Below are 23,549 nucleotides of genomic sequence, written 5' to 3'. Positions count from 1 at the left end.
TGTGTTTTCCTGGTTGGCAGCGTAGAATTAGACGTAGTCAATGAAGCACGAAAAAGGGGGACTTATCATGATTAAAGGGATGTTAAGCCGTTATAGTTTGGGACTAGTGGCGGTAGCGATACTGGGCCTTGGTGGCACCATGCCCGCGCAAGCCGCTGTGAAGGCATCAACCGTTACTTTTGGACAGTTAACCAATCAGAATTCCCATCGACTGGCGGCTATTCGGGAAGCCGCTCGTCAGGAAATCTTGACTAAGACCCATGCTAAAGCTAGTCGGGTGGCAGCTGTTTATCAAGTTAAACTGCCAACCCATATGACGAAAAAGGCCACGTTAACGGCCAGTGGGCTACGGATGAATTTATTACCGAATAGCTTTAAGGTGAAGCAAATTGTGATTCCTTACCAACAGTTAACTGGAAAAGTGATTAATCGATACTTACCAAAAAAGAACCGCACCACTGGACTGAAATACAAGAAGTCGGTTGCCTTAACGTTTGATGATGGGCCAGATCCGACCTTAACACCACGATTATTGAAAATCTTGAAGCAAAATAACGTCCATGCCACGTTCTTTGAGGTTGGTCAAAGTGTCAGTCGGTATCCCAAGATTACCCAAGCCGTCGTCAAAGCGGGTAATGAAGTTGGCAATCATTCATGGAACCATCCTGATTTTAGTCAGATTGGTACCACTGCGAGTGTGAACCAAGTGATTCGAACCGATCGCGCGATTTATGCCGCCACGGGCAAATTACCGCAGTACGTGCGGCCACCATATGGTAACATCACTGCTGCCGAGGGTCGCAAGATTCAGCATCCGATTGTGCGTTGGTCAGTGGATTCCCGGGATTGGGCTTATTTGAATAAAGCTAAAGACATTAATGAAGTCTTACGGACCACGCATCCCGGTAGCATTATTTTGATGCATGATATCCATGCACCATCTGTCGCGGCGGTACCGACGATTATTAAGCGACTCAAGGCGAAGGGCTATCATTTTGTGACGGTCAGTCAGTTATTGAATCAACAAGCCTTACCAGGGTTACAATACTTTGCAGCCAATAATTATCGAACGGCTGGTAAATAGACCATATCGCGGATCTCAGTCATTGAGATCCGTTTTTTGGTGGTCACGGTCGTATTAGTTGACAATTGTAGTCATAAAATCTAATGTAAAATTAATGAAATCAGTCGCGTTGGCTGATCCGTTACCGCTCCTGGGTGCTAAGGCAGCATGCAGGTTTTTTTATGGCAAAAAGAGAAGGAAGTTGATAGCATGACGAAACCGATTATTGGGATTGCACCAGGTGTTATTACCGTTAATAGTCAGGTGTTTGTCGGTCGTAAACGGGATTATGTAAACCGGGAATATTTACGATCAATTACAGCTAATGGCGGCATTCCACTGGTGTTGCCGGTCACGCAAGATGCAGACACAATTGCACGTTATGTCGGGCTGATTGACGGACTGCTGCTCTGTGGCGGCGATGATGTCGATCCGCTGACTTACGGTGAGGAACCCTTAGCCAAGCTTGGTGGGATTGACCCTGAACGTGATGCGTATGAGCTTACCTTGATTAAAGCTGTCCATGCTGTGCATAAGCCAATCCTGGGTATTTGCCGCGGGTTGCAGATCTTAAATGCCTGCTACGGTGGGACGCTATATCAAGATGCGAGCTACATGCCAGCGGGACAAGGCACACTGAAGCACATGCAATTACAATTGCCAGCGTATGGCATGCATCATGTGACAGTTACGGCCGACTCGACCTTAGCGAGCTATGTGTCTGCCGGTGAATTAGCCGTTAATTCTTTTCATCATCAGATGATCAAGCAAGTGGCCCCTGGCTTTAAAGTCGTCGCCACGGCGCCTGACCAAGTGGTTGAAGCGATTGAAGCAACAGCCGGTGGTCTGCAATTGGGTGTTCAATGGCATCCAGAAGAAATGCAGCAAGTTAATCCGACGATGGCCGCGTTATTTAACGGGTTTATTGCCGCGAGTCAAGCTTAAACAAGTCATGTTTCGAGGGGAAGTTTTTAACAGATGCAAACAATAAAAAAATGGGTCAGTGGTCTAGGGATTATCACCCTAGGGTTAGTTTTAGCAAGTTGTGGGACGAAATCTAACAGCGCTAAAACAAGCGATAAAACGTTGACCGTAACGGCAGCACAAGCCATCGCCACGGCCGATCCGAATAAAGCGGACGACGTGGTCAGTCAAGCTGCATTAGCGCAATATATGGAGGGACTCTACACGACCAATCAACAAGGCAAGATCGTGCCCGCTATTGCTAAAAAGATTGTTAAACCAACGAACGGTGGTAAGACTTATACGTTCGACCTACGTCATAACGCGAAGTGGGCGAACGGTAAAGCCGTCACGGCCGCTGACTTTGTCTATTCAATGCAACGGCAAGTGAGTCCAACGACCAAGTCACAAGAAATCGGCCACGTGGCGGAAATCAAAAATGCCCCAGCGATAACGAGTGGTAAAAAGGCTGTCAGCACGCTGGGGGTTAAAGCATTAGGCAAGTATAAACTGCAATTGACATTAGCCAAACAGATTCCTTACTTCAATTACCGATTAGCCACTGAAATCTATCCGTTGAATAAAGCCTTTACGGAAAAGTATGGCAATAAATACGGGACGTCGGCAGCGAAGACGTTATCGGATGGGCCATATGTCTTAAAGAGCTGGGATGGGACCAATGATACGTGGCATTATGTGAAAAACAACCATTATTATGACGCGAAAAACGTCCGCATCAAAAATATTAAGGTTCAAACGGTGAAGACCAACAGTACCGCGCAGAATTTATTTGAAAGCAATGCGGTGCAAGTGACCCAGATTACCGGGACCCAAGTGGCCAGTGCCAAACGGGGCGCTTTGAAGCACAACCTGACGATTACCAAGTTGAACCAATTGTACTTCATGCCATGGAACAACAAACGTTCCGTGACTAAGAATGCTGATTTACGGCGAGCTGTTAGTTATGCGTTGAATCGGCGCTCATTAGTGACCAATGTCTTGAAGGATGGCTCGGTGGCAGCCACATCGCTAGTTCCAAGTGGTAACACAAGCAATCCTAGCACGGATAAAGATTTTAATACCGATACTGGTAATTTGTATGCTTATAGCCCTGCTAAAGCGAAGACTTACTGGAAGAAAGCCCAAGCTAGTCTGGGTAAGAAAAAGCTGACCTTGCAATTATTGACTAATGACACTGACGTGAACAAGTCGGCGGCGGAATTTATTCAAGCAGCGATTGAAAAGCATCTATCAGGTGTCACGGTGACGGTTAAGTCCGTCCCGTTGACGAATGAAATCTCAAACTTGAGCAAGGGTAACTTTGACTTTGCTACTTTAGCTTGGTCGAGTGATTTCCAAGACCCCATTGATTTCTTGGATAAAGCGTCAATGCGGACTTCGGTCAACTTTGGGAAGTATCACAATACGCAATATGAAGGCTTGATTTCGACCTTAGCAGCTGGGACCCAATCACCAACGGCTCGCTACCAAACAGCTCAACAAGCAGCTAAGTTTGTGGCCAGTCATCAAGGGGTAACGCCGTTGTATCAGACGGCGGCAGCGCACTTGGTTAGCAGCAAGGTTGGCGGGATTCACTTCAGCTTGTTGCGCGATACCCTTTATCGGTACGCCTATTGGAAATAAACGGATTTGTTTCACGTGAAACGTTAAAAGACGTCATCTACTTCATGAGATGACGCCTTTTTTACGCTTGGTGCTAGTTGAAATTGCCGCCTGCCGGTTGGTTCCTAAAACGCTGGAACGCCATGGACTATTTTGAAGCCAAAGTGCGGTCTTCAAAACTGGCCTTGGCCTAAGTCCGAGTAGCCCACTCGCACTAAGGCCAACGACACGGCTGAGCATTTTAGGAACCAACCTCTCAGCTAGATGACTAAACTAAAAATAATCAATTGTTGATTCCTTAATAGCCGTTAATTAACGGCGGGCGGGCCAGAATTGGCTCAGTGGTGTCGTTTGACTTAGTCGAGTGATTTTCTCGAGTTAGTCAAAGCCCGGCTTATGAGACCGTTTTGTGGCTCATAAACGCGGCCACCACGTTCCAGCCGATTTTGGCCCAACCAGAGTGGCAATTTAAACCAACTAGCACCAAACGTGTCTTTTTTATACATTTATTCAGCTAATTAATGTATAAAAATGTATTTTTAATGAATTATATTGTATTAATACTCATTTAAGCCTATACTGAATTTACTTTTGTGACGGAGGAACGGTTGAATGAAGTTAAGCAAGTTGGGGCAATTCTGGTGGTTAGCGTTATTAAGTTGTTTAGTTGTTTTGAGTTTGGGTGGTAATGCCCAAGCGGCAAGTGACCAGTCATTAGCGCAAGTGAAAGCGAAGGGTACTTTGGTGATGGGGACGTCACCGAACTACCCACCGTATGAATTTCAGATTAATGAGCATGGCAAGTCGAAAATCGTTGGGATGGACGTCGAGATCGGTAAGCAAATTGCCAAGGATCTTGGCGTTAAGCTAGTTGTTAAAAAGTTGTCGTTTGATTCATTATTACCGGCACTAACGACGGGTAAAGTCGATATGATTTTATCCGGGATGAGCCCGACCCCGGCCCGGCGAAAAAATGTGGACTTCACTAACATTTACTATACGGAAGGTGAAGCCATTCTCATCAATCGAACGGATCAGGCCAAGTATCAGACAAAAAAGTCATTGGCTGGTCAAAAGGTCGCCGCTGAAACTGGAACACTACAATATAACTTGATTAAGCAGCAGATGCCTGCCTCGAAGTTGACTGGGATGAGTAGTGCGGCCAACTTGATCTTGGCGCTAAAGACGCATAAAGTTGCGGCGGTAGTCAAGGGGACCGCTTCGGCAACGGCATACGCGAAGAATGATCCGAGCCTAATGGCGATCGATGGTCATTTCAAGACTAGCAGTGCGCAAGCGGGTAACGCGATTGCACTCAAAAAAGGTTCAACGAGTTTAAAAGTGGCGATTAATCAGTCGCTGACTAAGATCAAAGCCCATCATTGGATTCAGAAACGTTATTTGAAAACGGCGGGGAAATACTTGAAGGTCAATACGGCGGATACGTCGATGTGGCATTATCGTGACTATTTCGCTAAAGGCCTTGAGTACACGCTATTGATCGCCATTGTCGGGATTATTGGTGGGAGTCTGTTAGGGATGTTGTTAGCGATGCTACGGTTCAACGCGGTGCGGCCGTTACGCTGGTTAGCGACCGGTTACGTTGAGTTTGTCCGCGGTACACCGTTAATGGTCCAAATCATGTTTGTCTACTTTGGCATTGGGATGATTGTCGATGTCTCGGCATTAGTTGCTGGGATGATTGCGATCGTCTTAAATAGTGGGGCCTACTTGAGTGAAATTATTCGCGGTGGGATTCAAGCTGTCGATGCTGGTCAGACGGAAGCCGCGGAGAGTTTAGGCCTATCCAAAGGGGCAACGATGCGTTATGTGGTCTTACCACAGACGTTGAAAATCATCTGGCCATCATTGGGGAATCAGTTCATTAACTTAATTAAAGATACCTCCATGGTGTCGATTATCGGGGTTACCGAGTTGATCTATCAATTGGGAATTGTTCAAGCGGATACGTATCGTGGTGTGGCACCGATTGGAATTGCCATGGTAATCTATTTTGTTATCTGTTGGGTCTTGACGCGTTTATTACGGTATTACGAAAACCGCTTAAATCGTGGTCATGCCCGTCAGTTAAATTAAGCTTTTAAAAGCACTGTCTAAGCCTAGTTGAGATTAACTGGGCTTGGACAGTGCTTTGTCGTGTAACAGGCTAATTATGGTTTGAATCAGATTTACTCGGCACTCATGATAAGGCTTTCACCTAGTTGCCGAAGTAAGCTATAATGAATTTAACAGTCAGAGGGGGCTTTTATCATGGAACTGCAAGTCGGAATGCTCGTTAAAGCGCAGAATCAGCAAATCTATCGCATTTTAGCGTTAGTTGATCATCAACAACAAGTTTTGGTTCAGGCCACAGCAGTTCCAGCTCAACCGGTGCTAATGATTGCCGTGACGGCGATTACGCAAATCGTGAGTGATGGGGTGGTTGGGGTCGCAGGGGCCGATGTTCGGTTGAATGCCATTGCCTTAGCCGGTTGTCACTACGCCCCGCAGATTAAAACGACTTTGGCACAGTTACCGATTGGCGCGTGCGTCTTACTGCAACGTGAGGGTAATAATTCACATGATGCGAAAGCTGTGTCGGTATGGACGCAACAGCATGCGAAGCTGGGATATTTACCACGAAGTCTAAATGGCGTTTATGCGATCTTAATGGATCAGGGGCACTTGTTATACGGTGTTGTTGAAACGGTATCAGTCGTGCATCAGCAAGTCACAATAATCTTATTTGAAAGTGTCGCTGCCCAAGCTGGCGTGCCAGCGCTACGAGTCAGACAGCAGCTCGCTAAGACGACTGCGCCAAGTCTAGCGGCGGTGCCTAGTGATTTACTGATGACGCCATTAGGTCATTTAACGGTCAAAAGTAACGGTCGGCCAATTACGTATCAAGTGACGGCGCTAAACCCTTGGCTCACACCGGATGATAGCTGCTTTGTAACGAAGCGCTATTTTATTACGCCTAACTGGTCAGCCGTTCAAGATCAACAATTGGTGACTTGTGCTCCTAATGGTGCGGCCGACGTGGTCGATGCTTGGAATAATCCCACTGACCAGGCGGTGATTTTAACGAATCCGGATAGTTTTTACGTTGTCGGGATTAGTACGAAGACGATGACGGGGGATAACGATAATCTGCCGAGTGACCGCACTCAGGCCCAAGCGATTTATCGCGTTGGTAAGGTGGCTGACCATCAAGCGCTGGGATTTGTGGTGAGCTGGGTTTCGTATGGCGATCCGCATGCACAGATTGCATTGAATTTAGCGTTGGCGTATCCTGAAAAAGCCGCTCGTCTGCCGTATGTTGCACGGACGGCGCATCATCAACAAGCGACATTCAACCAAGCTGAATTAGCTGCTTTATTGGTGTCCGGCCTACCTAATCAACAATTAGGATTAGAATTGGAACCGAGTGTGACGCCCTTTACGATTGAAAAGTTGCGGACGACTTTGGGTGATGAGGTCTATCATGGCTTGGCCAGTTATCAACGCTATGTGCATCTAGCGGCGGGAAGTGCGGATGGCGTGGATCAAGCTCTATTACAAGCCTTGATTCATGCGACGTTATATCACGAAATTGCCAGTATGCGGTTTTATCTGCCCACACTGGGGATCGTGAATCAGCCGATCTATCCGTTTCAATTATTCAGTGACTACTTGAATAAAAACGATCCACAAGCCACAGCAATGTTAGCTTTTTATAATTTTGAAGCGGTCGAAGTTCAAGAAGTACCAGTGAAAGAGATTTCAGCGTTAGCAATTATTGATCAGCCGGAACATCCGCAACGGGTCTTGGCACCGGATGAACCAGATTGGTTACAAATCTTTATGAATCGTTGGCAGGATTGAGGTTTGGTACTAGTTAAAATTGCCGCCTGCCGGTTGGTTGCTAAAATGCTGGAACGCCATGGGTCATTTTGAAGCCAAAACCCGGTCTTCAAAACTTACCTTGGTCTAAGTCCGAGAAAAACACTCGCACTAAGACCAACGACACGGCTGAACATTTTAGCATCCAACCTCTCGGCTAAATTTACGATTGACAATAAATAATCATTAATTCCCGTTAATTAACGTCGGGCGGGCCAGAATTGGCTCAGTGGTGTCGTTTATCTTAGTCGGTGGTTTTCCGACTTAGATAAAGCCCGGCTTGGAAGCCCGCACTTTGGCTTCCAAACGCGGCCACCACGTTCCAGCCGATTCTGGCCCAACCAGAGTGGTAATTTAAGCCGACTAGCACCAAGCGTAAGTAGAGTGGTATTGGCATAAAGATTTTGAGTTTAGTTTAGCGCAGGTTGGGCTGGATGACGCTCAGTGGTGAAATTTTACTTGGCCGTTTTTTTCGGCCTAGTGAAAGCCCGGCTTGCGAGACCGTTCTTTGGCTCGCAAACGTGGCCACCACGTTCCAGCGTCAAATCCGGCCTAACCGGAGCGGCAAGTAACTATGGGGGATTGAATTTTAAGAACGGGGTGGTTGTAAATGAAATGGCGAGCATTGGGACTCACATTAATTGCTGGACTGGCAATAAGCGGTTTATCTGCGCAAGCAGCAAGTCGGCCGAAGTCAGACTGGTTACATACTAAGGGTAATCGGATTGTCGATGCCCAGGGCAAGACGGTTCGGATTAGCGGGGTTAATTGGTTCGGCTACAATACCGGCACGAATACATTTGACGGTGTCTGGACGGCCAACTTGGATAAGACGGTCAAGTCGGTGGCTAACCATGGCTTTAACACGATTCGAGTGCCGTTTTCGGTCCAACTCTTAAAAGCTTGGTCGCAGAAAAAGTATCCGCAAGCTAACATTAATCTCAGTACGAACGCTGCTTTAAAAGGCAAGAATAGTTTGCAAATCTGGAGTCGGTTTTTAGCTGATTGCCAAAAAGACGGCTTAAAGGTGATTGTGGATATTCATAGTGCCAAGAGTGATCCGCAAGGCCAAAATGCGCCGCTGTGGAAAGCGGGAAGCTATACCACTAAGGATTATTATGCAGCGTTGAGCTGGCTAGCTAAACGGTATAAGAAAAACGATACGATTATTGGCTATGACTTGAAGAACGAACCCCATGGGATGGTAACTGACAGTAGTTACGCCAAGTGGGACGGGTCCAAGGCAGCTAACAATTGGCGTTATATCGCTGCGAAAGCTGGGAATAAAGTTCTGAAAGCTAACCCGCATGCGCTTGTTTTTGTCGAAGGGGTGCAAGTGACACCCAAAAAGTGGGCGACCGGGTATAAGAAGTCGGCCCAATATAATTATGCGTTATGGGGCGCTAACTTACGGGGCGTTGCGAAATATCCGGTTAAGTTGAAGAAGCGCCAATTGGTCTATTCAATCCATGATTACGGTCCGAGTGTGGCACCAGGTAGTAGCTGGGTGCAAGGAAACTTTACGTATAACTCATTGATGAAGAACTATTGGCGGCCGAATTGGTATTATATCCATGCCAATAAAAAGGCCCCCTTATATCTTGGTGAATGGGGCGGTTATTTCAGCGGTTCTAACTTGAAGTGGATGAAAGCCGAACGTAAGTTGATCAAGACGCACAAGTTGAACTTTACGTATTGGTGTTTGAATAATAATTCAGCGGATACGGGCGGTCTATTGACTAGTAATTGGACTAGTTGGAATTCGAAACTGTATCGGTTCGTGAAACCCGCATTATGGCAGTCCAAAAAAGGCCAATTTTATGGACTGGACGGTCAAGTTAAATTAGGAACATCTGGGTTACGGAAACCATAATATTAAGGCGACTGGAAATTTTCCAGCCGCCTTGTCACTTAAAGCTTAAATTGGTTGAGTAGTTGTGCGCGCTTGGCGGGGGACTTTTTCTCGACTTGCGCGAAATTATGCCACTTGAAGTGCCATAAACGGGTTTTTAAAAAGGTCCCGCGGAATAACAATTTGGCGAGCGGAGCGCCAAAGATTAAACGATAAGCCCAATTAGGGGTACTCATCGTGGTGATGATCTCGATCTTAGGTTGCTTGACGAGTTTGGTTTGCATGTTGTCAGCCCGGTAGAGCTGGTCTTTGGCATAGACTTTGTCCAAAAAGCCCTTCGTCATCGCGGGCATGACTTCCCACCAAACTGGGAACATGAAGATGATTCGGTCGGCCGCTAATAAACGCTGCTGATAATCCGCGACTTGCGGATCAATGGCGCGACCCCGGCGCCAATTAGTTAAATCGGCCGCAGACATGACTGGATTAAAGCCATCTGCATGTAAGTCAATCAGATCAATTTGATTGTTTTCCACGCGAAGTTGCGCTAAGACTGATTGAAGTAAGGCAGCTAGAAATGACCGGTGATGGGGCACATTATTGCCAGCAGTGGCCGTATAGGGATGATCAAAAATAATAACAGTTTTCATAAGTAAGACCTCGTTTTTTTAATTAATTTCGTTAGTATAGCGACTAGTCATGACGAGTGCCTTAACAATTGTTAAGTGGGAGGAATTTCGATGGAACTACCAGCATATCTTGGTCAGCAATTTCCTGAATTAAAGGCGCATTGGCCTCAATTAAAGTCGTTGTTTGTGCCGCAGCAAGTGCCAGCGGGGACGACGTTACTAAGTGAGGGACAAGTCGCCACGGAGATTTACATTGTGACGAGTGGGGCGTTGCGGTTATGGCATAACAGTGAACGTCAGGAGATTACTTTGCAATTCTTCTTTGAGAATCAACTGGTGTCTTCCTTTGAAAGTTTCTACCTTGACCAACCGAGTCGTTTCTCGATTGAAAGTTTTGAGCCGACTAGCGTTTTGGCACTATCGAAATCAGCCTTCACTCAGCTTCAGCAGCAATACCCAACGATTGAGCCGGCCATTACGCGCTTTATTTGCGAACGATTTATTAGTTATCGCAACGTCTTTTTAGATCAGTTGTCGTTGTCGCCCGTTGAACGCTACCAGAAATTGCAGGCTGATGAGCCAGATATTTTGGATCGGGTACCACTACAATTAGTGGCATCATATCTAGGGATTACCCCAGTCTCGTTAAGTCGGATTCGGCGGCGTTTGAAACCAGAAGCCTAAAAAAATCGCGTTCCCAGCAGTTAAATGGGAACGCGATTTTTTTTAATTTGTCGTAAACTTTTGCGCCGCCGTTAACATGTCAGCGGTCTGCTGGTTCATCAATGGGGGTAATTGATCAAAGTCGAAGTAGTCTAACTGCAAGGTTTCATCGGTGGCTGCCCCTAATAACTGGCCGCCGACTGCTCGGACTAAGTAGAGCATACTAATGGTCTGGGTAACATCGCCGTTCGGATAGGTGGTCTCACCGCGGTCAAAGATTTGAATCGGTGCCACGATGTCGACTTTTAAGCCGCTATCTTCTTTGTATTCGCGAACACAAGCTTGGGCGTAAGTCTCGCCATATTCGAGATAGCCACCCGGAAGACTCCAATTATGGGTGTCCGTACGCAAGTTCAGGAGCACTTGATGCTGGTCGTTAAGCAGAATACCAGCCGCAGTATTTAAAATCAATGGTTTATGGCCGACGAGGGCGCGGATTTCTTGGATGTAATTTGCCATGTCATCACGACTTTCGTTTTAGGATACCTTTAGTATAACCGAAAGCGATGGTCGACGTTGGTTGATTAAATTTTACTAAGAACGCTGAATGCGGATGAGGACTGGATTCTGACCGCCTCGTCGTTAATTAGTCAAGTTGCGTATCAGCAAAATTTTAGTTAAGATGGAAGCTATGTGTTGTTGATTATCGCGACTTGTTCTTTACAAATGAAAAGAGAGAAAGTTATGCAGAGAAAATTAAGTACGGGCCAGATGCAAATGATTGCACTGGGCGGCACGATTGGGGTCGGTCTCTTTATGGGGGCTGGTTCCACCATTAAGTGGACGGGGCCGTCAGTGTTAATCGCGTATCTGGTTTCGGGAGCGTTTCTTTACTTGATCATGCGAGCCCTGGGTGAAATGTTATACGTTGATCCCAATACGGGCTCATTTGCCAAGTTCGCTTCTGAGTACATTCATCCGGTGTTCGGCTATCTAACGGCTTGGAGCAACGTCTTCCAATTCGTGGTCGTGGGGATGAGTGAAATGATTGCGCTGGGTGGCTATTGTCGGTTTTGGTGGCCGAATCTGCCGGACTGGGTGCCAGGATTAATTGCCATTATCTTCTTATGTGTGGCCAACCTGATCTCGGTCAAGATGTTCGGGACGTTAGAGACTTGGTTCTCCCTGATTAAAGTGGTGACGATTATCCTGATGATTATTGTCGGTTTAGGCTTAATCTTATTCGGCTTTGGGAACCATGGTCACGCCATCGGGATTAGTAATTTATGGCGTCACGGTTTCTTTACCGGCGGGGTCAAAGGGTTCGTCTTCGCCTTGTCGATCGTGTTGGCATCCTATCAAGGGATTGAGCTGATTGGGGTCACTGCCGGTGAAGCGGAGAATCCACAGAGTACGTTAGTTAAAGCAATTCGGTCGACGGTTGCGCGGATTCTAATCTTTTATGTCGGGGCAATCTTTGTCATCGTCAGTATCTACCCTTGGGATCAGTTAAATCAGATTGGGTCACCATTCGTCCAAACGTTTGCCAAGATTGGGATTACCGCGGCCGCGTCAATCATCAACTTTGTGGTGATTACCGCTTCACTTTCCGGAGCCAATTCCGGGATTTATAGTGCTAGTCGGATGACGTATACATTGGCTGAAAATCATCAATTACCGCATAAGATGACGCTTTTGAATCGTCATGGCGTGCCGTTTTACGCCGTGATTTCGATTTCAGCGGGGATCTTGATCGGGATTATCTTGAACGTGGTGTTACCGATGTTCTTTAAGGATGCGAGTGAGATTTTCGTGATGGTTTACAGTTCCATTGTATTGCCAGGAATGGTGCCGTGGATCGTGATTTTGATCAGCCAGATTGAATTTCGGCGACAGAATGCTGATAAAATGGCCGATCATCCGTTTAAAATGCCATTGTCACCATATTCAAACTATGCCACCTTAGCCTTCTTAGCATTAACGTTGATTTTTATGTTTATTAATCCGGAAACGCGTTATTCGATTTTAGTGGGAGTCGTTTTTTTAGCGATTATGACGATTATTTATTTCCGCAAGTATCATCATCGAGTAGATACGGAAGCTTAGGTCAAAGGTGTTCATCCAAATGGGTGAGCACTTTTTATTTTCCCTTGAAATGCGGTAAACTAAGTAACATTAATGAGCAGAAATGAGGTGGCCTAACGATGGTCAAACAGGGACATTATGCCAAGTCCAGTCGTAAGAAAATGGTGCGGCAGTTTAAACAACATCATGCCCAACATGAAGCGCGGGCGATTGATCCGTTAAAAATCAAAGCTTTCCTATTGGTTCGCTATCATTTAACACAGGCTAAACGACAACGCGTGGTCGTCCAAAAGACGATGCAGCAATTCTTCGGTAATTGGCTTGATCTGGCGACTGCCCCCGAAAATGGGCAGATCTGGGATGTCACGGCGTTAACCAAGCAAACGTTACAACTATCAGGGTATCAAGTGCCATGGCAATATTATGCGATTTTGAATCAGCAATTCAGTGGTTGGCAGGATTTCCTACTTAAAGAAGTCCCCGCGGTGCCGTTAGAAGACCGGTTAAGCTTAATCAAGTCACTGACACCGACGACGTGGCTTGATAGCTTGAGTCAACAATTGGCCGTGAATGGGTTGATTGGCACTTGGGGGCGTGAGCACTTAGCACAAGTCACCGCCGAACAAGTGTCACAATTACAAACCAGCTTAGTGAAAGATGGTCATATAGATTGGGCGGCAGTTGCCGCAGTCTGCGCCCCGATTCAGATTGACCTTGCTAGTTTTGATCAAGGCGTGCAGGGCTTGATCCGCCGTCTTGAAAAGCTTTCTTCAAATGATTTTGACTAATTAGTAAAGATAAAAATAATCTCACTGGTCTGATGACTAGTGAGATTATTTTTTACGCTTGATAGGCATAGACAGCTGCAATCGCATTACTGATTTCTGGGGTAACAGGTAAGTAATTGAATGGTAACCCGGATTTTGCGAGGGCTTGCATCAAATGTTCGCGGTAGAACGTATTCTTTTCTAAAACCGAACCGGTAAAGGCTAAATTGACGGTATCAGTTGCGGTCCAGCGACCTTTATGACGCGCTTGTAGGATGGTTGCGGCTAAGCCAGTGGTGGCCGTCTCAACCATAGTATTGGCATGCGGATCACCCTTGGTAGCTTGATCCAAAACAAACGGGGCTAACTTCGCCACGTGGCCTTTGTCCCATTGATAAAAATGGTCGATGAGTTCAAAGACGGAGTTTAACTTTAAATGGGTCAACAAAGCTTTACTGAATGGCGACAGCGTACCGGCATCGGTCTCAGCCGTGAGTTGTTGTACAGCGAGGCGACTCAGTTGATAACCACTGCCTTCGTCGCCCAACAAGTGGCCCCAGCCGCCCGCACTGAATTGCCGTTTGCCGTTAGTCCCAATGACTACTGAGCCAGTTCCCGCGATGGTGACTAAGCCAGCTTGTCCGTGTAATTTAGCGATTTGCGCCAATTGTGCATCGTTCATTAAGTTAACTTGTGGTACGGGGACATTGATTTGTTGACGAAAACGTTCAACAAACGGATAGGCGCGCAAGCCGGCAATGCCAACAGTTACGGCCTGGCAGGTGCCGTCAATTTTAGCTAGTAAGTTTTGAACGGCATTGCGGACATTATTCAGTGCTCGTAAATCGTCGACCATTAAGTTGGCCGGTCCGGTCACGACTGTTTTAATCGGCTGACCGGATAATTGATAAGCGATGGCAGTGGTATTGGTACCTCCGCAATCGACCCCAATGACATAATCCATTTCAAAAAATTCCTCCTTGATTTAAAGCGCGTCACGAACGACCCCGTCGGCTTTTTTGAGCCGGTCATGGGCGGTGGTAGCGTCAACTTGCGCCAATGCCATCACAATCGCCGTTTTAACGTCGTGCCCCGCTGATTCGAATAGCGTGCTGGCAGTTGTTGAATCAACGCCGGTCGCGAGTTCTATGATGTGTTTGGCCCGAATAACGAGTTTCTCGTTAGTGGGTTTCACGTCTACCATTAGATTATGATACACCTTACCGATTTTGACCATTGAAATCGTTGACAACATGTTTAAAACCATCTTTTCGGCGGTCCCGGCTTTTAATCTAGTTGAACCAGATAAGACTTCGGGACCTGGAGTGACTTCAATCGCCACTTGCGCAATATTGCTGATTTCGGCATGGTCATTGCAGGCCAGACTAATGGTCGCTGCGCCAATCTCATTGGCATAAGTTAAAGCGCCAATCACATATGGCGTGCGCCCGCTAGCCGCGATGCCAACAACGGCGTCATGGACGGTTAAGGTAAGGTCTTTTAAATCTTGGACGCCTAAAGTCAGCGAATCTTCCGCGCCTTCAACAGCGACTGTCATTGCTTTTTGACCACCGGCGATAATGCCGCGGACCATGGCGGGGTCGGTGCCAAAGGTTGGGACACATTCGGCGGCATCGAGCACGCCTAAGCGTCCGCTAGTTCCGGCCCCCATGTAGATGAGTCGGCCGCCAGCTTTAAATGCGGCGACGATTAAGGCAACTGCCTTGGCAATGGCTGGTAGTTGGGATTGGATGCTCTGGCTGACTTTGGCATCTTCTTGATTCATCAAGGTGACGATGTCGGCAATGGACATCTCATCTAAATGCGCGCTGGCCGGATTGCGGCTTTCAGTGGTGAGTTGATTGATGTTTTTCACGATTTTTCTCCTTTTTGGTTTAGATTTTTAGCGATTATTTTAGTATTGATTAGATTAAATTTGCCACTCTGGTTGGGCTAGAATCGGCTGGAACGTGGTGGCCACGTTTATGAGCCGAAGGGCGGTCTCATAAGCCGGGCTTTTACTAAATCGGAAAATCACCGATTAAGTAAAACGACACCACTGAGCCAATTCTAGCCCGCCCGGCGTTAAATAACGGCCATTGATCAGTTAATGAGGATCTTCTTAGTCAGTAAATTTAGTTAAATGGCTGGTTTCCAATAATGAATCAGTTAATTGATATTAGGTATAAGGTCATGCAGTGTTGGTTAATAAAAGCGATGGTGACTATCACCAGCTAGAAAGTTTTAACCGGAGCGGAAAAATAACCCCTTACGTTCCCTCACACTTTGACACAAAAGAGGAGCCACGGCAACTAATTGCCGCAGCTCCCCCAGCTGACTGTCATTTATGAGCTTGCGCATCCTCAAACCGAAATTTCATCCATGGTCGGATGTACGGAATTAGGAACTGTTCATCAGCGACTAAATGGCCGACAACGTTTTTATGCTGATCAATATTAGGCATTGGTTGTTTCACAATGTTGACTTCACCTTTATATTGGCCGAATGAATCGTTCCCAATAACCACATCACCGGGTTGCAAGGTTGCAACGGGGTGGTTAACTGGAATCGATTGATCCTTATACTGCAACTTAACAAAAGTCGAGCGAACACTGTAACTGTTGACATCGCCACGATTGAAATGCTGATGATCGAGTAAGATCTCGCGTTCCAATGGGGTGGCAGCTGCGTCGAAATCAACCGCTAAGCTGAGTTGGTCCTGATTAAGCTGGCTCAATTGTTTCAATTCATCATCACTGGCGAATTGGTTGCTGATTAAGACATCATCGATGAGACCAGTCGCAAATAAATGCTTGGCTTGTACGACGATTGGTAAGTCCCGGTGCATTTCCAAGGTCGGCAAGCCATCGTTAAATGGATGTGGCCCAGTCGTCGCCACTTGTGAGGTCACAAAAGCCGCGGTCTTTAAGCCCATTTGCCGATACTTCTCGGTACATTTGGTAAAGAAGTCTAAGTCTAGCCCGGTAAAACGTTGCGGATAGAAGTTGTGGCACCCGCTTAGCCGTTGCTTGTTTGGTAAATAAGACATAATGTTGCCGATATTCCCGGTATCAACGGATAAGTTTAATTCGATATCCAGACCGGAATCTTCGTAACTCATCATTGATTCGGTTAAGCCGTCAAAGTTCGCGTCCAGCCGAATGGCACTGGCCCCCAATTGCTTGAACAAGCCTAAGTGGTGATAATCAACGCCCAGGGTGTCAAATAGCCGTGGATTGGCATCAATCGTGACAGACATCCCTAAGTCGTTAGCAACCGTGAACACTTTTTTGAATTGTGCTAAGATGGCATCTTTATTCTCCGGGGTAACATCGAGTAAACTAGCGAAGACCCGTTTGAAGCCATACTTAGCAGCGGTTTTCAGATAAGTAATACTTTGTTCAGTCGGCGCTTTGGTCGGATAAACTGAAATTCCTAACATAACTCTTTAACCCTCTTATTCTGCTGGAACCGCATCAGCGGCCGCAGCTTTAGCCGCATCTTCAGCGGCTGCTTGTTGTTCGTTCTTTAATTGGTTCCGATCCCAAATTTTGAAGAATGGGTAGTAGATAAACGTCGCCATGACGATATTAACCACACATAAGACGGCGGCACGCCAGTCCCAAGCGGTGGTCATTAAGGCGCCAATTGGTCCTGGCAATGTCCAAGGCACTAAGGCGACCGTCCGACTGATCATATGGGTAATTGTCGCAAACCAAGTTAAGATCCCCATCGCTAATGGTGCTAAAACGAATGGAATCGCGAAGTAAGGGTTCATAACAATGGGCACCCCGAAGATTACGGGTTCGTTAATGTTGAAGAGCCCTGGAATAATTGTGACTTTCCCAATTGTCTTCCCATAACTCGACTTGGAGAAGAAAGCCAATAAAATACATAGTGACAAGGTTGCCCCGGCACCGCCAACATAGACGAACCACTGGAAGAATTGTTCGGTCATGAAGTGTGGCGCATTGGCAGCGGTAACGGTACCTTTAGCCACGGCCGCCATGTTGGCATTCAGGTTCGGGTACCAGAGTGGCCAGAAGATTGGGGTGGCTAAAGCAGCCCCGTGAATCCCGAATAACCAAACGATATCAGTCAATAAGATTGGGACGATGACTGAGATTAAGTTATCTTTCCCAAAGTAAGCTAACGGACTGAAGACCCATTGTAAGAACGTGTTAACGTCAAAGTTAAAGCCAACGTGAATGGTCCAAGCAACCACGATTAAGAAGGTCGCAGGAATCAGCGCTGAAAATGACGCAGCGACAGCGGGTGGTACCCCGTCTGGCATGCTAATGACCAAGTGATGGTCACGGCAAAAGCGGGTGACTTCCGCAGTCGCAATCCCGGCCAACATAGCGGTAAATAGTCCCGCCGCCCCAAAGTTAGTCAGTGGCACGACGGTCGCCGCGGCCTTTAAGCTTAACGCTTTCATCGCGGCCGGAGTCGATGCGGCAATTGGTTTGACCGCAAGCAGTAAGAATACCATAACTGATACGACCCCAGTTGAAATTCGGTCAAAATCATAGCCTTCCGCTAAACGCCCCGCAATCGCGAAGGCCGCGTAAATGGCCATAAACCCCATTGAAAAATTAATTGGAATAGCTAAACCAGCTGCATAGGGTTTAATGAAATTGGTCCAAGCCGCAAGTGGGAATTGGGTAACAACTGTAAAGAATGACCCCACGATGGCGACTGGAATAATGACCGCCATCCCGTCACGAATTGCGCGTAAATACCGGTTCGCGGCAATTTTACTCATGACGGCAACGGTCTTATCTTTCCATGAACTTGATTGATCCATCAGAAATTCATCTCCTTAAAAAATTTAAAACACTCCCAGTCGGTTGAATTACAACCTTTCTGGTGCTTTAAGTTAATGCATTAACTTGAAATCTGTGGCAAGTATAGCATATTATAGTGAATGAGTTAACGCTTACATTGCTTTTAAATGGCCAAAGTGACATAATCAGCCTGTAAGTATAGACATTTAATGTGTTAAGTTGGAAAATGGCGGAGGTGGCGGTCGTGAGTCGAAAGGAACCAATCTATCAAACGATTTTAAATGCTTTGATCTTGGAATTAAATTCTAATCGCTTTAAGAAGAACGCACCGTTTTATAGTGAAAAAGAATTACGTGAAAAGTACCAAGTCAGTTCGACCACGGTCGTGCGGGTGTTGAATATGCTAGCTGATCAAGGCTATATCCATCGAATTCAAGGGAAGGGCAGTTTTGTGTCGAAGTTCAATCGCGGCACGGCTGTGAAGATTACGGATACCCACGCCTATGATTTGGATGATGAACAAGTTGCCGTGTTAGTCGTCAATGAGACGACTCCCGTTAAGGCGCGGAGTAAGTTTGAGACGACCACCCCCGTCTGGTACTTTGAACGGTTGCGTGAGATTCAGCAGGTGCCGTTTGAATATTCGCAGTCTTGGTATTTAAAGTCGTTGTTACCGCCAGCTAGTGTGAGTCGGCCACGGTTGATTCATTCGTTGTATGCGTTGATCCGTAAACACGCGCAGCTAGATCTGGCCCAGCAGCCGTTTGAACAAGAATATGCCGTAACGGTCGTGCCTAACCAGCGGGTCGCTGATTACTTGCACGTCACCTTGGATGCGCCGGTTGTTAAAGTTGAGCGGTGGGTCTTTCGTGAAGATCAAATTTTGGAATATACGTTGAGTTACTTATTGCCGAATTATTTTGGGTTACATCTGACTAGCACCGCCCAGCCGCGGGTCGCTAGTGAAATTCGTTAGGTTGGGGGAGTGATGGGTTAATGTCCATTCATAGTAATAACTTTTTTTCAAATGTCTTACGACGGCAGGTGACAGTTAATGTCATCTTGCCAGAACCAACCGGGCCGACTGGTGGGGTGTTGTCGGCGTACGCCCAGGGACCGCAATTATTGCCAACGATTTGGCTGCTACATGGCTTGGGTGGTGATGCCACGACTTGGTTACGGCGGACGGCTATTGAGCAGTTGGCGACGCAGTATCGAGTCGCTGTCGTGATGCCGCAGACCGAACGGGGCTTTTATACGGATATGGTTCACGGCCCACATTACTGGTCGTTTTTAACGCAAGAATTACCCGCACGAATGCAGTATATCTTTCCGTTGGCGACCGACCGTGCCCGTAATTATGTCATGGGAAATTCAATGGGTGGTTATGCAGCATTGCGTTGGGCGCTCAGTGAGCCGAAACGTTTTGCCGCCGTGGCAGCCTTATCACCAGTTGCTGATCTAGCACGTTTTCGAACGGAGCAAGCGGCCATTATGCCTGATATGGACTTGGCCTTTGATCCGCAGCAGTTGGACGATTCATCAGTGAGCCTAACGCATTTGTTAGCCCATTATCAGCCAGTCACTCCAGGCTTACGGGTCTTAGCAACGACTGGTAGTGCAGATATCTTACGCTCGATGGATTTAGCATTACGGCCTCAGTTGGCGGCTCAGTTTGGCACGGACTTTACGTGGCAGGAACAAGTCGGCCATCATGATTGGTCATTATGGAATCAACAATTACCAGCCGCGATGCATTGGTTAATGAAGGGAAGTTGGCAAGTTGTCTAATTTTAAACCGAAATTACGCCATTATAATTTATGGAAACAAACGGGATTGGCATTGATTCCGTTACTATTAGCGGTAATCGCATATCCTGTCTTACCCGCAAAGATTTTTGTGCCAACCTCGATTAGTGGCCTTGAACCATGGGGGATTCGGAGTAATATTTTTGTTTATCCGTTATTTTGTTTTGTTCTTTGGCTCTTGGCATGGGCGTTTATCTACTTTAATCGCCTTTACGAAAAAAATTTAAAGGTGACACATCAGGCGTACAAACCTTTGGAGAACTATTATATCTGGGGTTGCTGGGTCTTGGATGGCTTAGCGGTAGTCATGGTTTTAATTGAAATCTTTGTGACGGTGATGCACTAAACAAAAGCTCCGATAGTTACTGATTTAACAGTAACTACCGGAGCTTTTGTTTCACGTGAAACATTTTAGCGTTCATACCACTGGCGGATGCGTTGTAACTGGGTGATTGGTAAGTAACGAACGGTCTGACTGCGACCATGCTGGCCAGCCCGAAAGTGTAAGCGAATATGGCCGTAAGCGTGTTTATGCAACCAGATTGATTGCCGTAATTCAAGCGATTGAACATGTTGACGTTGGAACAAATAGTCGTTGCGAGTGAACCAGCGACTAGTACTAATCATCAGGTAGCGAGGTGTCAACACTTGGGCCGAACTAGCATGACTGCGTAACAATCCCATTGGCATCAGTAGTCCCCAGATTAACCAGCTAAGACTGCCCCAGCGACGCCATAAGATACTAAATGGCAGACAAATAAGTAAACCGACCAAGCCGTAATTGCGTAAGTTCCACCAGCAAGTTCGGGGGTCGGTATTCCGCGTTAAAGTCAGTGGTGGTAATTGCGGGAAAAAGGTCGTCAAAAAGTGATTAACGGTGGCTTGCTTGATGACCGGCATAACGATCACATTGGCAGCATCGTCATTTTTATGGTCATTGCTAATCACGACCAGTTGGACCGTCACTAAGTGTAGCCAATGTCGTAATAACGGTTGCTTCAATCGGATAGCTTGAATGCGATCAATGGCAATCTCAGTCTGCCGAGTCTTGAACCAGCCGCGGCGAACAATGAGATGGTCGCCTTGTCGCGTTAAGGTAAAGCCATAGTAGGTCATGATGAGCGTCACAATTGAGCCAAGGTAAAAGAGTAGGACGGTGGCTAATATTAACCCGATGATTGATAGCAGGCTAATATGTTGAGCACTACTGAAAGCCCAATTAATCAGTGCTTTACGGGCACTTTCACTTAGCTTACCAAAGCCAGCTAGGATGAGTAGAAAGACGGATAAAAAGGCTGGTGAGGTTAAGGCAAATTCACGTAAGTCGCGTCGATTAATCGTATAAGTCGGTATTTGGGGCACTGCGGTTGGCGTTACTAGCGTAGCAGCTTGTTGAGCAGCCATTAGTTGTGCATAAACTGTTGCATTAACAACGGCCAAGACGGCTTCTGGCCGGTCACTACTACTATGGCCCGCCGTTTCGACACTTAAGGTAATGAGATTGAACGGCTTTAAGAACGCCCACTGAGTCTGATTAACGGATTGAATCCGTTGGTAAGGGATGTGATTAGTCTGGTGATTAAAGACTCCAGAATAGATAACGAGACTGTCAGTGGTCAACGCAAATTTGAAGGTCCAATAACGTAATCCCGCGGGAATCAGAAAGACTAAGAGAATGACGATAATCGCTACAGGTAGCCAACCAGTTAAATGGGCTTTGAGTAAGACCGGTGTTAACGAGATTAGTAGCACAATCAAGGGAATGACCCATTCACGAATGAGGTGGTAAAACTCATTAATCAGCGCCAATGGATGCAACCGTTGTGGCGTGGGATTAGTCATCAGTCCGCGCCTCCTGTGCTAGTGCCATGACTAGTGATTTGAACTGTTCAGATTCTGCTGCCGGAATTCCAGCAATCTTATGGCTAGACGCTGCGGTAACCAGGGTGACGGCTTGCAGGTGTTTAAGTCGTAATAAGGGGCCCTGTTCCAACTTGATATTTTGAATCTGAGCGATGGGAATCACCGTTTGTTTACGGAAGAAGTAACCATCGTGTAGTTCAAATTGCCGTGGGTTGACGAGGTAAGTGTTGAATTGCCAACGATAGTTAACAAGTACGAGTTCAATGATGACTATTAGCAACGTCAAGATGAGGATGGCAATGGTGGTCATGTGCCAGAAAGTTGGCGCAAACCAGCGACTTAATAGCCAAGTCCCGATAGCGAATAGTAAGCCAAGTGTTAGCTCAATTAGGCTTGTCCAAATCCAGATTGTTTTGATCGTTTTAGGTAAGTGCTTTATAGATTGGGTAGGCATGTAAATTCCTCCGTGGTTGATTGATAGTTCCTATTCTAGGGGAGTTTGAATGTTCGTGCAATGGCTGGATTAAGATGGTTAAGTTTAAGGACAATAAAACGGCCACATTGTCCCAACCGCCGCTCCGCGCTATACTAGCACCAACCAACACGCAGGGAGGCACTTACATAATGATTACACCAGGCACCAAAATCATCACCCAACCAGACGGCTACCACTTATGGACTCGCACTGACGGTCAAGGCCCTATCAATTTACTGTGTCTGCATGGCGGTCCCGGTGGTACCCACGAAGTCTTCGAAAACTTCGCTAAACGACTAGCGTACTACCATGTTCAGGTCAGCTATTATGATCAACTTGGGTCCTATTTTTCGGAAGCACCGGATTGGACCGACCAAGCTAATCGTGATAAATATCTTAATATTGCGTACTATGTCGATGAGGTCGAAACTGTGCGTCAGGCACTGGGGTTGGATAACTTTTATTTATTAGGACAGTCATGGGGCGGCCTGTTAGCTCAAGAATACGCGCTCAAATATGGCGATCATCTTAAAGGCCTGATCATCTCTAGTATGGTAGACAACATTCCAGAATATATCACCCATCTGAATGCCATTCGATCGCAGCAGTTTTCTAAGCGGGCAGTCATCTATATGCAAGATGTTGAACGACGCCAAGCGTTCCACGAACCACGTTATCAAAAGCTAATTGCTGAACTTGGCAACCGGCATTTACATCGCGCCACCGATCCACACCCGACACACTTAGTGTCGACATTGGCGACAGACATTTATCATTACTTTCAGGGTGACAATGAGTTTGTCATGGTCGGTGCACTAAAGGACTGGGACATCCGCGAGCGGTTGCAGTATCTGCGCGTCCCGACTTATCTGACCGTTGGTGAAAATGATACGATGCCGATTGCGGCGGTACAGCGAATGGCACAAACGATTCCCAACGCAACAGTCCATATCACCCCTGGGGCTGGGCATGGTCAGATGCTGGATAACCCGTTAGATTATTTCAAACATCTTGGAGAATTTTTAACCGAATAAAGACAAAAATACGGTGCTAACTTTCAATTAAGAGGTTAGCGCCGTATTTGTTTT

Annotated in this window: 21 protein-coding genes; 13 read left to right on the top strand and 8 right to left on the bottom strand. The window is 46.6% G+C overall.

The window, feature by feature from the left end:
- The first annotated feature begins 67 nt into the window (after window positions 1-67).
- From FFM80_RS03685 to FFM80_RS03660, 6 genes are all read left to right on the top strand, one after another.
- On the top strand, window positions 68-1,084 hold the full coding sequence (locus FFM80_RS03685; protein ID WP_223877288.1) for a polysaccharide deacetylase family protein: 1,017 nt from the start codon (window positions 68-70) through the stop codon (window positions 1,082-1,084).
- A gap of 189 nt (window positions 1,085-1,273) precedes the next feature.
- The gene (locus tag FFM80_RS03680; RefSeq protein ID WP_137639558.1) at window positions 1,274-2,008 is read left to right on the top strand and encodes a gamma-glutamyl-gamma-aminobutyrate hydrolase family protein; all 735 of its coding nucleotides are present in this window, start codon (window positions 1,274-1,276) and stop codon (window positions 2,006-2,008) included.
- A gap of 33 nt (window positions 2,009-2,041) precedes the next feature.
- Window positions 2,042-3,670: a peptide ABC transporter substrate-binding protein gene (locus FFM80_RS03675; RefSeq protein ID WP_223877287.1), complete on the top strand. Its 1,629-nt coding sequence runs from the start codon at window positions 2,042-2,044 to the stop codon at window positions 3,668-3,670.
- Between the two features lie 591 nt (window positions 3,671-4,261).
- Window positions 4,262-5,746: an ABC transporter substrate-binding protein/permease gene (locus tag FFM80_RS03670; RefSeq protein ID WP_137639557.1), complete on the top strand. Its 1,485-nt coding sequence runs from the start codon at window positions 4,262-4,264 to the stop codon at window positions 5,744-5,746.
- A 174-nt stretch (window positions 5,747-5,920) separates the two neighbouring features.
- A complete protein-coding gene (locus FFM80_RS03665) occupies window positions 5,921-7,513 on the top strand; it encodes an HIRAN domain-containing protein (RefSeq protein WP_137639556.1) in 1,593 nt (530 codons plus the stop codon).
- Between the two features lie 628 nt (window positions 7,514-8,141).
- Complete coding sequence (locus FFM80_RS03660; protein WP_137639555.1) at window positions 8,142-9,404, top strand: glycoside hydrolase family 5 protein; 1,263 nt, start codon at window positions 8,142-8,144, stop codon at window positions 9,402-9,404.
- Window positions 9,405-9,442: 38 nt separating this feature from the next.
- On the opposite strand, the gene FFM80_RS03655 is transcribed toward FFM80_RS03660, so the two are convergent.
- Window positions 9,443-10,033 carry an NAD(P)H-dependent oxidoreductase gene (locus FFM80_RS03655; RefSeq protein WP_137639554.1) on the bottom strand — a complete coding sequence of 197 codons (591 nt, stop codon included), beginning with the start codon at window positions 10,031-10,033 and terminating at the stop codon, window positions 9,443-9,445.
- A gap of 90 nt (window positions 10,034-10,123) precedes the next feature.
- Here FFM80_RS03655 and FFM80_RS03650 point away from each other — a divergent pair, with 90 nt between their 5' ends.
- A complete protein-coding gene (locus FFM80_RS03650; RefSeq protein ID WP_137639553.1) occupies window positions 10,124-10,696 on the top strand; it encodes a Crp/Fnr family transcriptional regulator in 573 nt (190 codons plus the stop codon).
- A 42-nt stretch (window positions 10,697-10,738) separates the two neighbouring features.
- On the opposite strand, the gene FFM80_RS03645 is transcribed toward FFM80_RS03650, so the two are convergent.
- Entirely contained in the window at window positions 10,739-11,194 is a 456-nt protein-coding gene (locus FFM80_RS03645; RefSeq protein ID WP_137639552.1) for an NUDIX hydrolase, read from the bottom strand.
- Window positions 11,195-11,419: 225 nt separating this feature from the next.
- On the opposite strand from FFM80_RS03645, the gene FFM80_RS03640 reads away from it, so the two are divergent.
- Window positions 11,420-12,781 (top strand): amino acid permease, encoded by a 1,362-nt coding sequence (locus FFM80_RS03640; protein WP_137639551.1) that lies wholly within the window; start codon window positions 11,420-11,422, stop codon window positions 12,779-12,781.
- 98 nt (window positions 12,782-12,879) lie between these two features.
- Window positions 12,880-13,548: a hypothetical protein gene (locus FFM80_RS03635; protein ID WP_137639550.1), complete on the top strand. Its 669-nt coding sequence runs from the start codon at window positions 12,880-12,882 to the stop codon at window positions 13,546-13,548.
- A 52-nt stretch (window positions 13,549-13,600) separates the two neighbouring features.
- On the opposite strand, the gene FFM80_RS03630 is transcribed toward FFM80_RS03635, so the two are convergent.
- The 4 genes from FFM80_RS03630 to FFM80_RS03615 form a co-directional block, all read right to left on the bottom strand.
- Window positions 13,601-14,491, bottom strand: a complete 891-nt coding sequence (locus FFM80_RS03630) for a BadF/BadG/BcrA/BcrD ATPase family protein (protein WP_137639549.1) — start codon at window positions 14,489-14,491, stop codon at window positions 13,601-13,603.
- Window positions 14,492-14,512: 21 nt separating this feature from the next.
- Window positions 14,513-15,406: an N-acetylmuramic acid 6-phosphate etherase gene (murQ, locus tag FFM80_RS03625; protein WP_137639548.1), complete on the bottom strand. Its 894-nt coding sequence runs from the start codon at window positions 15,404-15,406 to the stop codon at window positions 14,513-14,515.
- A gap of 462 nt (window positions 15,407-15,868) precedes the next feature.
- Window positions 15,869-16,969 carry a DUF871 domain-containing protein gene (locus tag FFM80_RS03620; RefSeq protein ID WP_137639547.1) on the bottom strand — a complete coding sequence of 367 codons (1,101 nt, stop codon included), beginning with the start codon at window positions 16,967-16,969 and terminating at the stop codon, window positions 15,869-15,871.
- A 15-nt stretch (window positions 16,970-16,984) separates the two neighbouring features.
- A complete protein-coding gene (locus FFM80_RS03615) occupies window positions 16,985-18,334 on the bottom strand; it encodes a PTS sugar transporter subunit IIC (protein ID WP_137639546.1) in 1,350 nt (449 codons plus the stop codon).
- 224 nt (window positions 18,335-18,558) lie between these two features.
- On the opposite strand from FFM80_RS03615, the gene FFM80_RS03610 reads away from it, so the two are divergent.
- Genes FFM80_RS03610 through FFM80_RS03600 form a run of 3 tightly spaced genes read left to right on the top strand, consistent with a single transcriptional unit; the run spans window position 18,559 to window position 20,469 of the window.
- Complete coding sequence (locus tag FFM80_RS03610) at window positions 18,559-19,290, top strand: GntR family transcriptional regulator (protein ID WP_137639545.1); 732 nt, start codon at window positions 18,559-18,561, stop codon at window positions 19,288-19,290.
- A 20-nt stretch (window positions 19,291-19,310) separates the two neighbouring features.
- Window positions 19,311-20,105 (top strand): alpha/beta hydrolase, encoded by a 795-nt coding sequence (locus FFM80_RS03605; RefSeq protein ID WP_137639544.1) that lies wholly within the window; start codon window positions 19,311-19,313, stop codon window positions 20,103-20,105.
- Window positions 20,098-20,469 (top strand): hypothetical protein, encoded by a 372-nt coding sequence (locus tag FFM80_RS03600; protein ID WP_137639543.1) that lies wholly within the window; start codon window positions 20,098-20,100, stop codon window positions 20,467-20,469. The genes FFM80_RS03605 and FFM80_RS03600 overlap by 8 nt, the downstream gene beginning before the upstream one ends.
- 65 nt (window positions 20,470-20,534) lie before the next feature.
- Here the strand turns inward: FFM80_RS03600 and FFM80_RS03595 are convergent, their stop codons facing one another.
- On the bottom strand, window positions 20,535-21,965 hold the full coding sequence (locus tag FFM80_RS03595; protein WP_137639542.1) for a PH domain-containing protein: 1,431 nt from the start codon (window positions 21,963-21,965) through the stop codon (window positions 20,535-20,537).
- Window positions 21,958-22,440 (bottom strand): PH domain-containing protein, encoded by a 483-nt coding sequence (locus FFM80_RS03590; RefSeq protein ID WP_137639541.1) that lies wholly within the window; start codon window positions 22,438-22,440, stop codon window positions 21,958-21,960. The genes FFM80_RS03595 and FFM80_RS03590 overlap by 8 nt, the downstream gene beginning before the upstream one ends.
- 170 nt (window positions 22,441-22,610) lie before the next feature.
- Here FFM80_RS03590 and FFM80_RS03585 point away from each other — a divergent pair, with 170 nt between their 5' ends.
- Window positions 22,611-23,495, top strand: coding sequence for a proline iminopeptidase-family hydrolase (locus tag FFM80_RS03585; RefSeq protein WP_307722450.1), 885 nt, complete (start codon window positions 22,611-22,613; stop codon window positions 23,493-23,495).
- The last annotated feature ends 54 nt before the right edge of the window (window positions 23,496-23,549 follow it).

Origin of the sequence: Lactiplantibacillus dongliensis, assembly GCF_005405105.1 — a bacterium.
GTDB lineage: Bacteria > Bacillota > Bacilli > Lactobacillales > Lactobacillaceae > Lactiplantibacillus > Lactiplantibacillus dongliensis.
The sequence above is the reverse complement of the archived record's forward strand: the minus strand, read 5'-3'. Positions and strand labels throughout refer to the sequence as shown.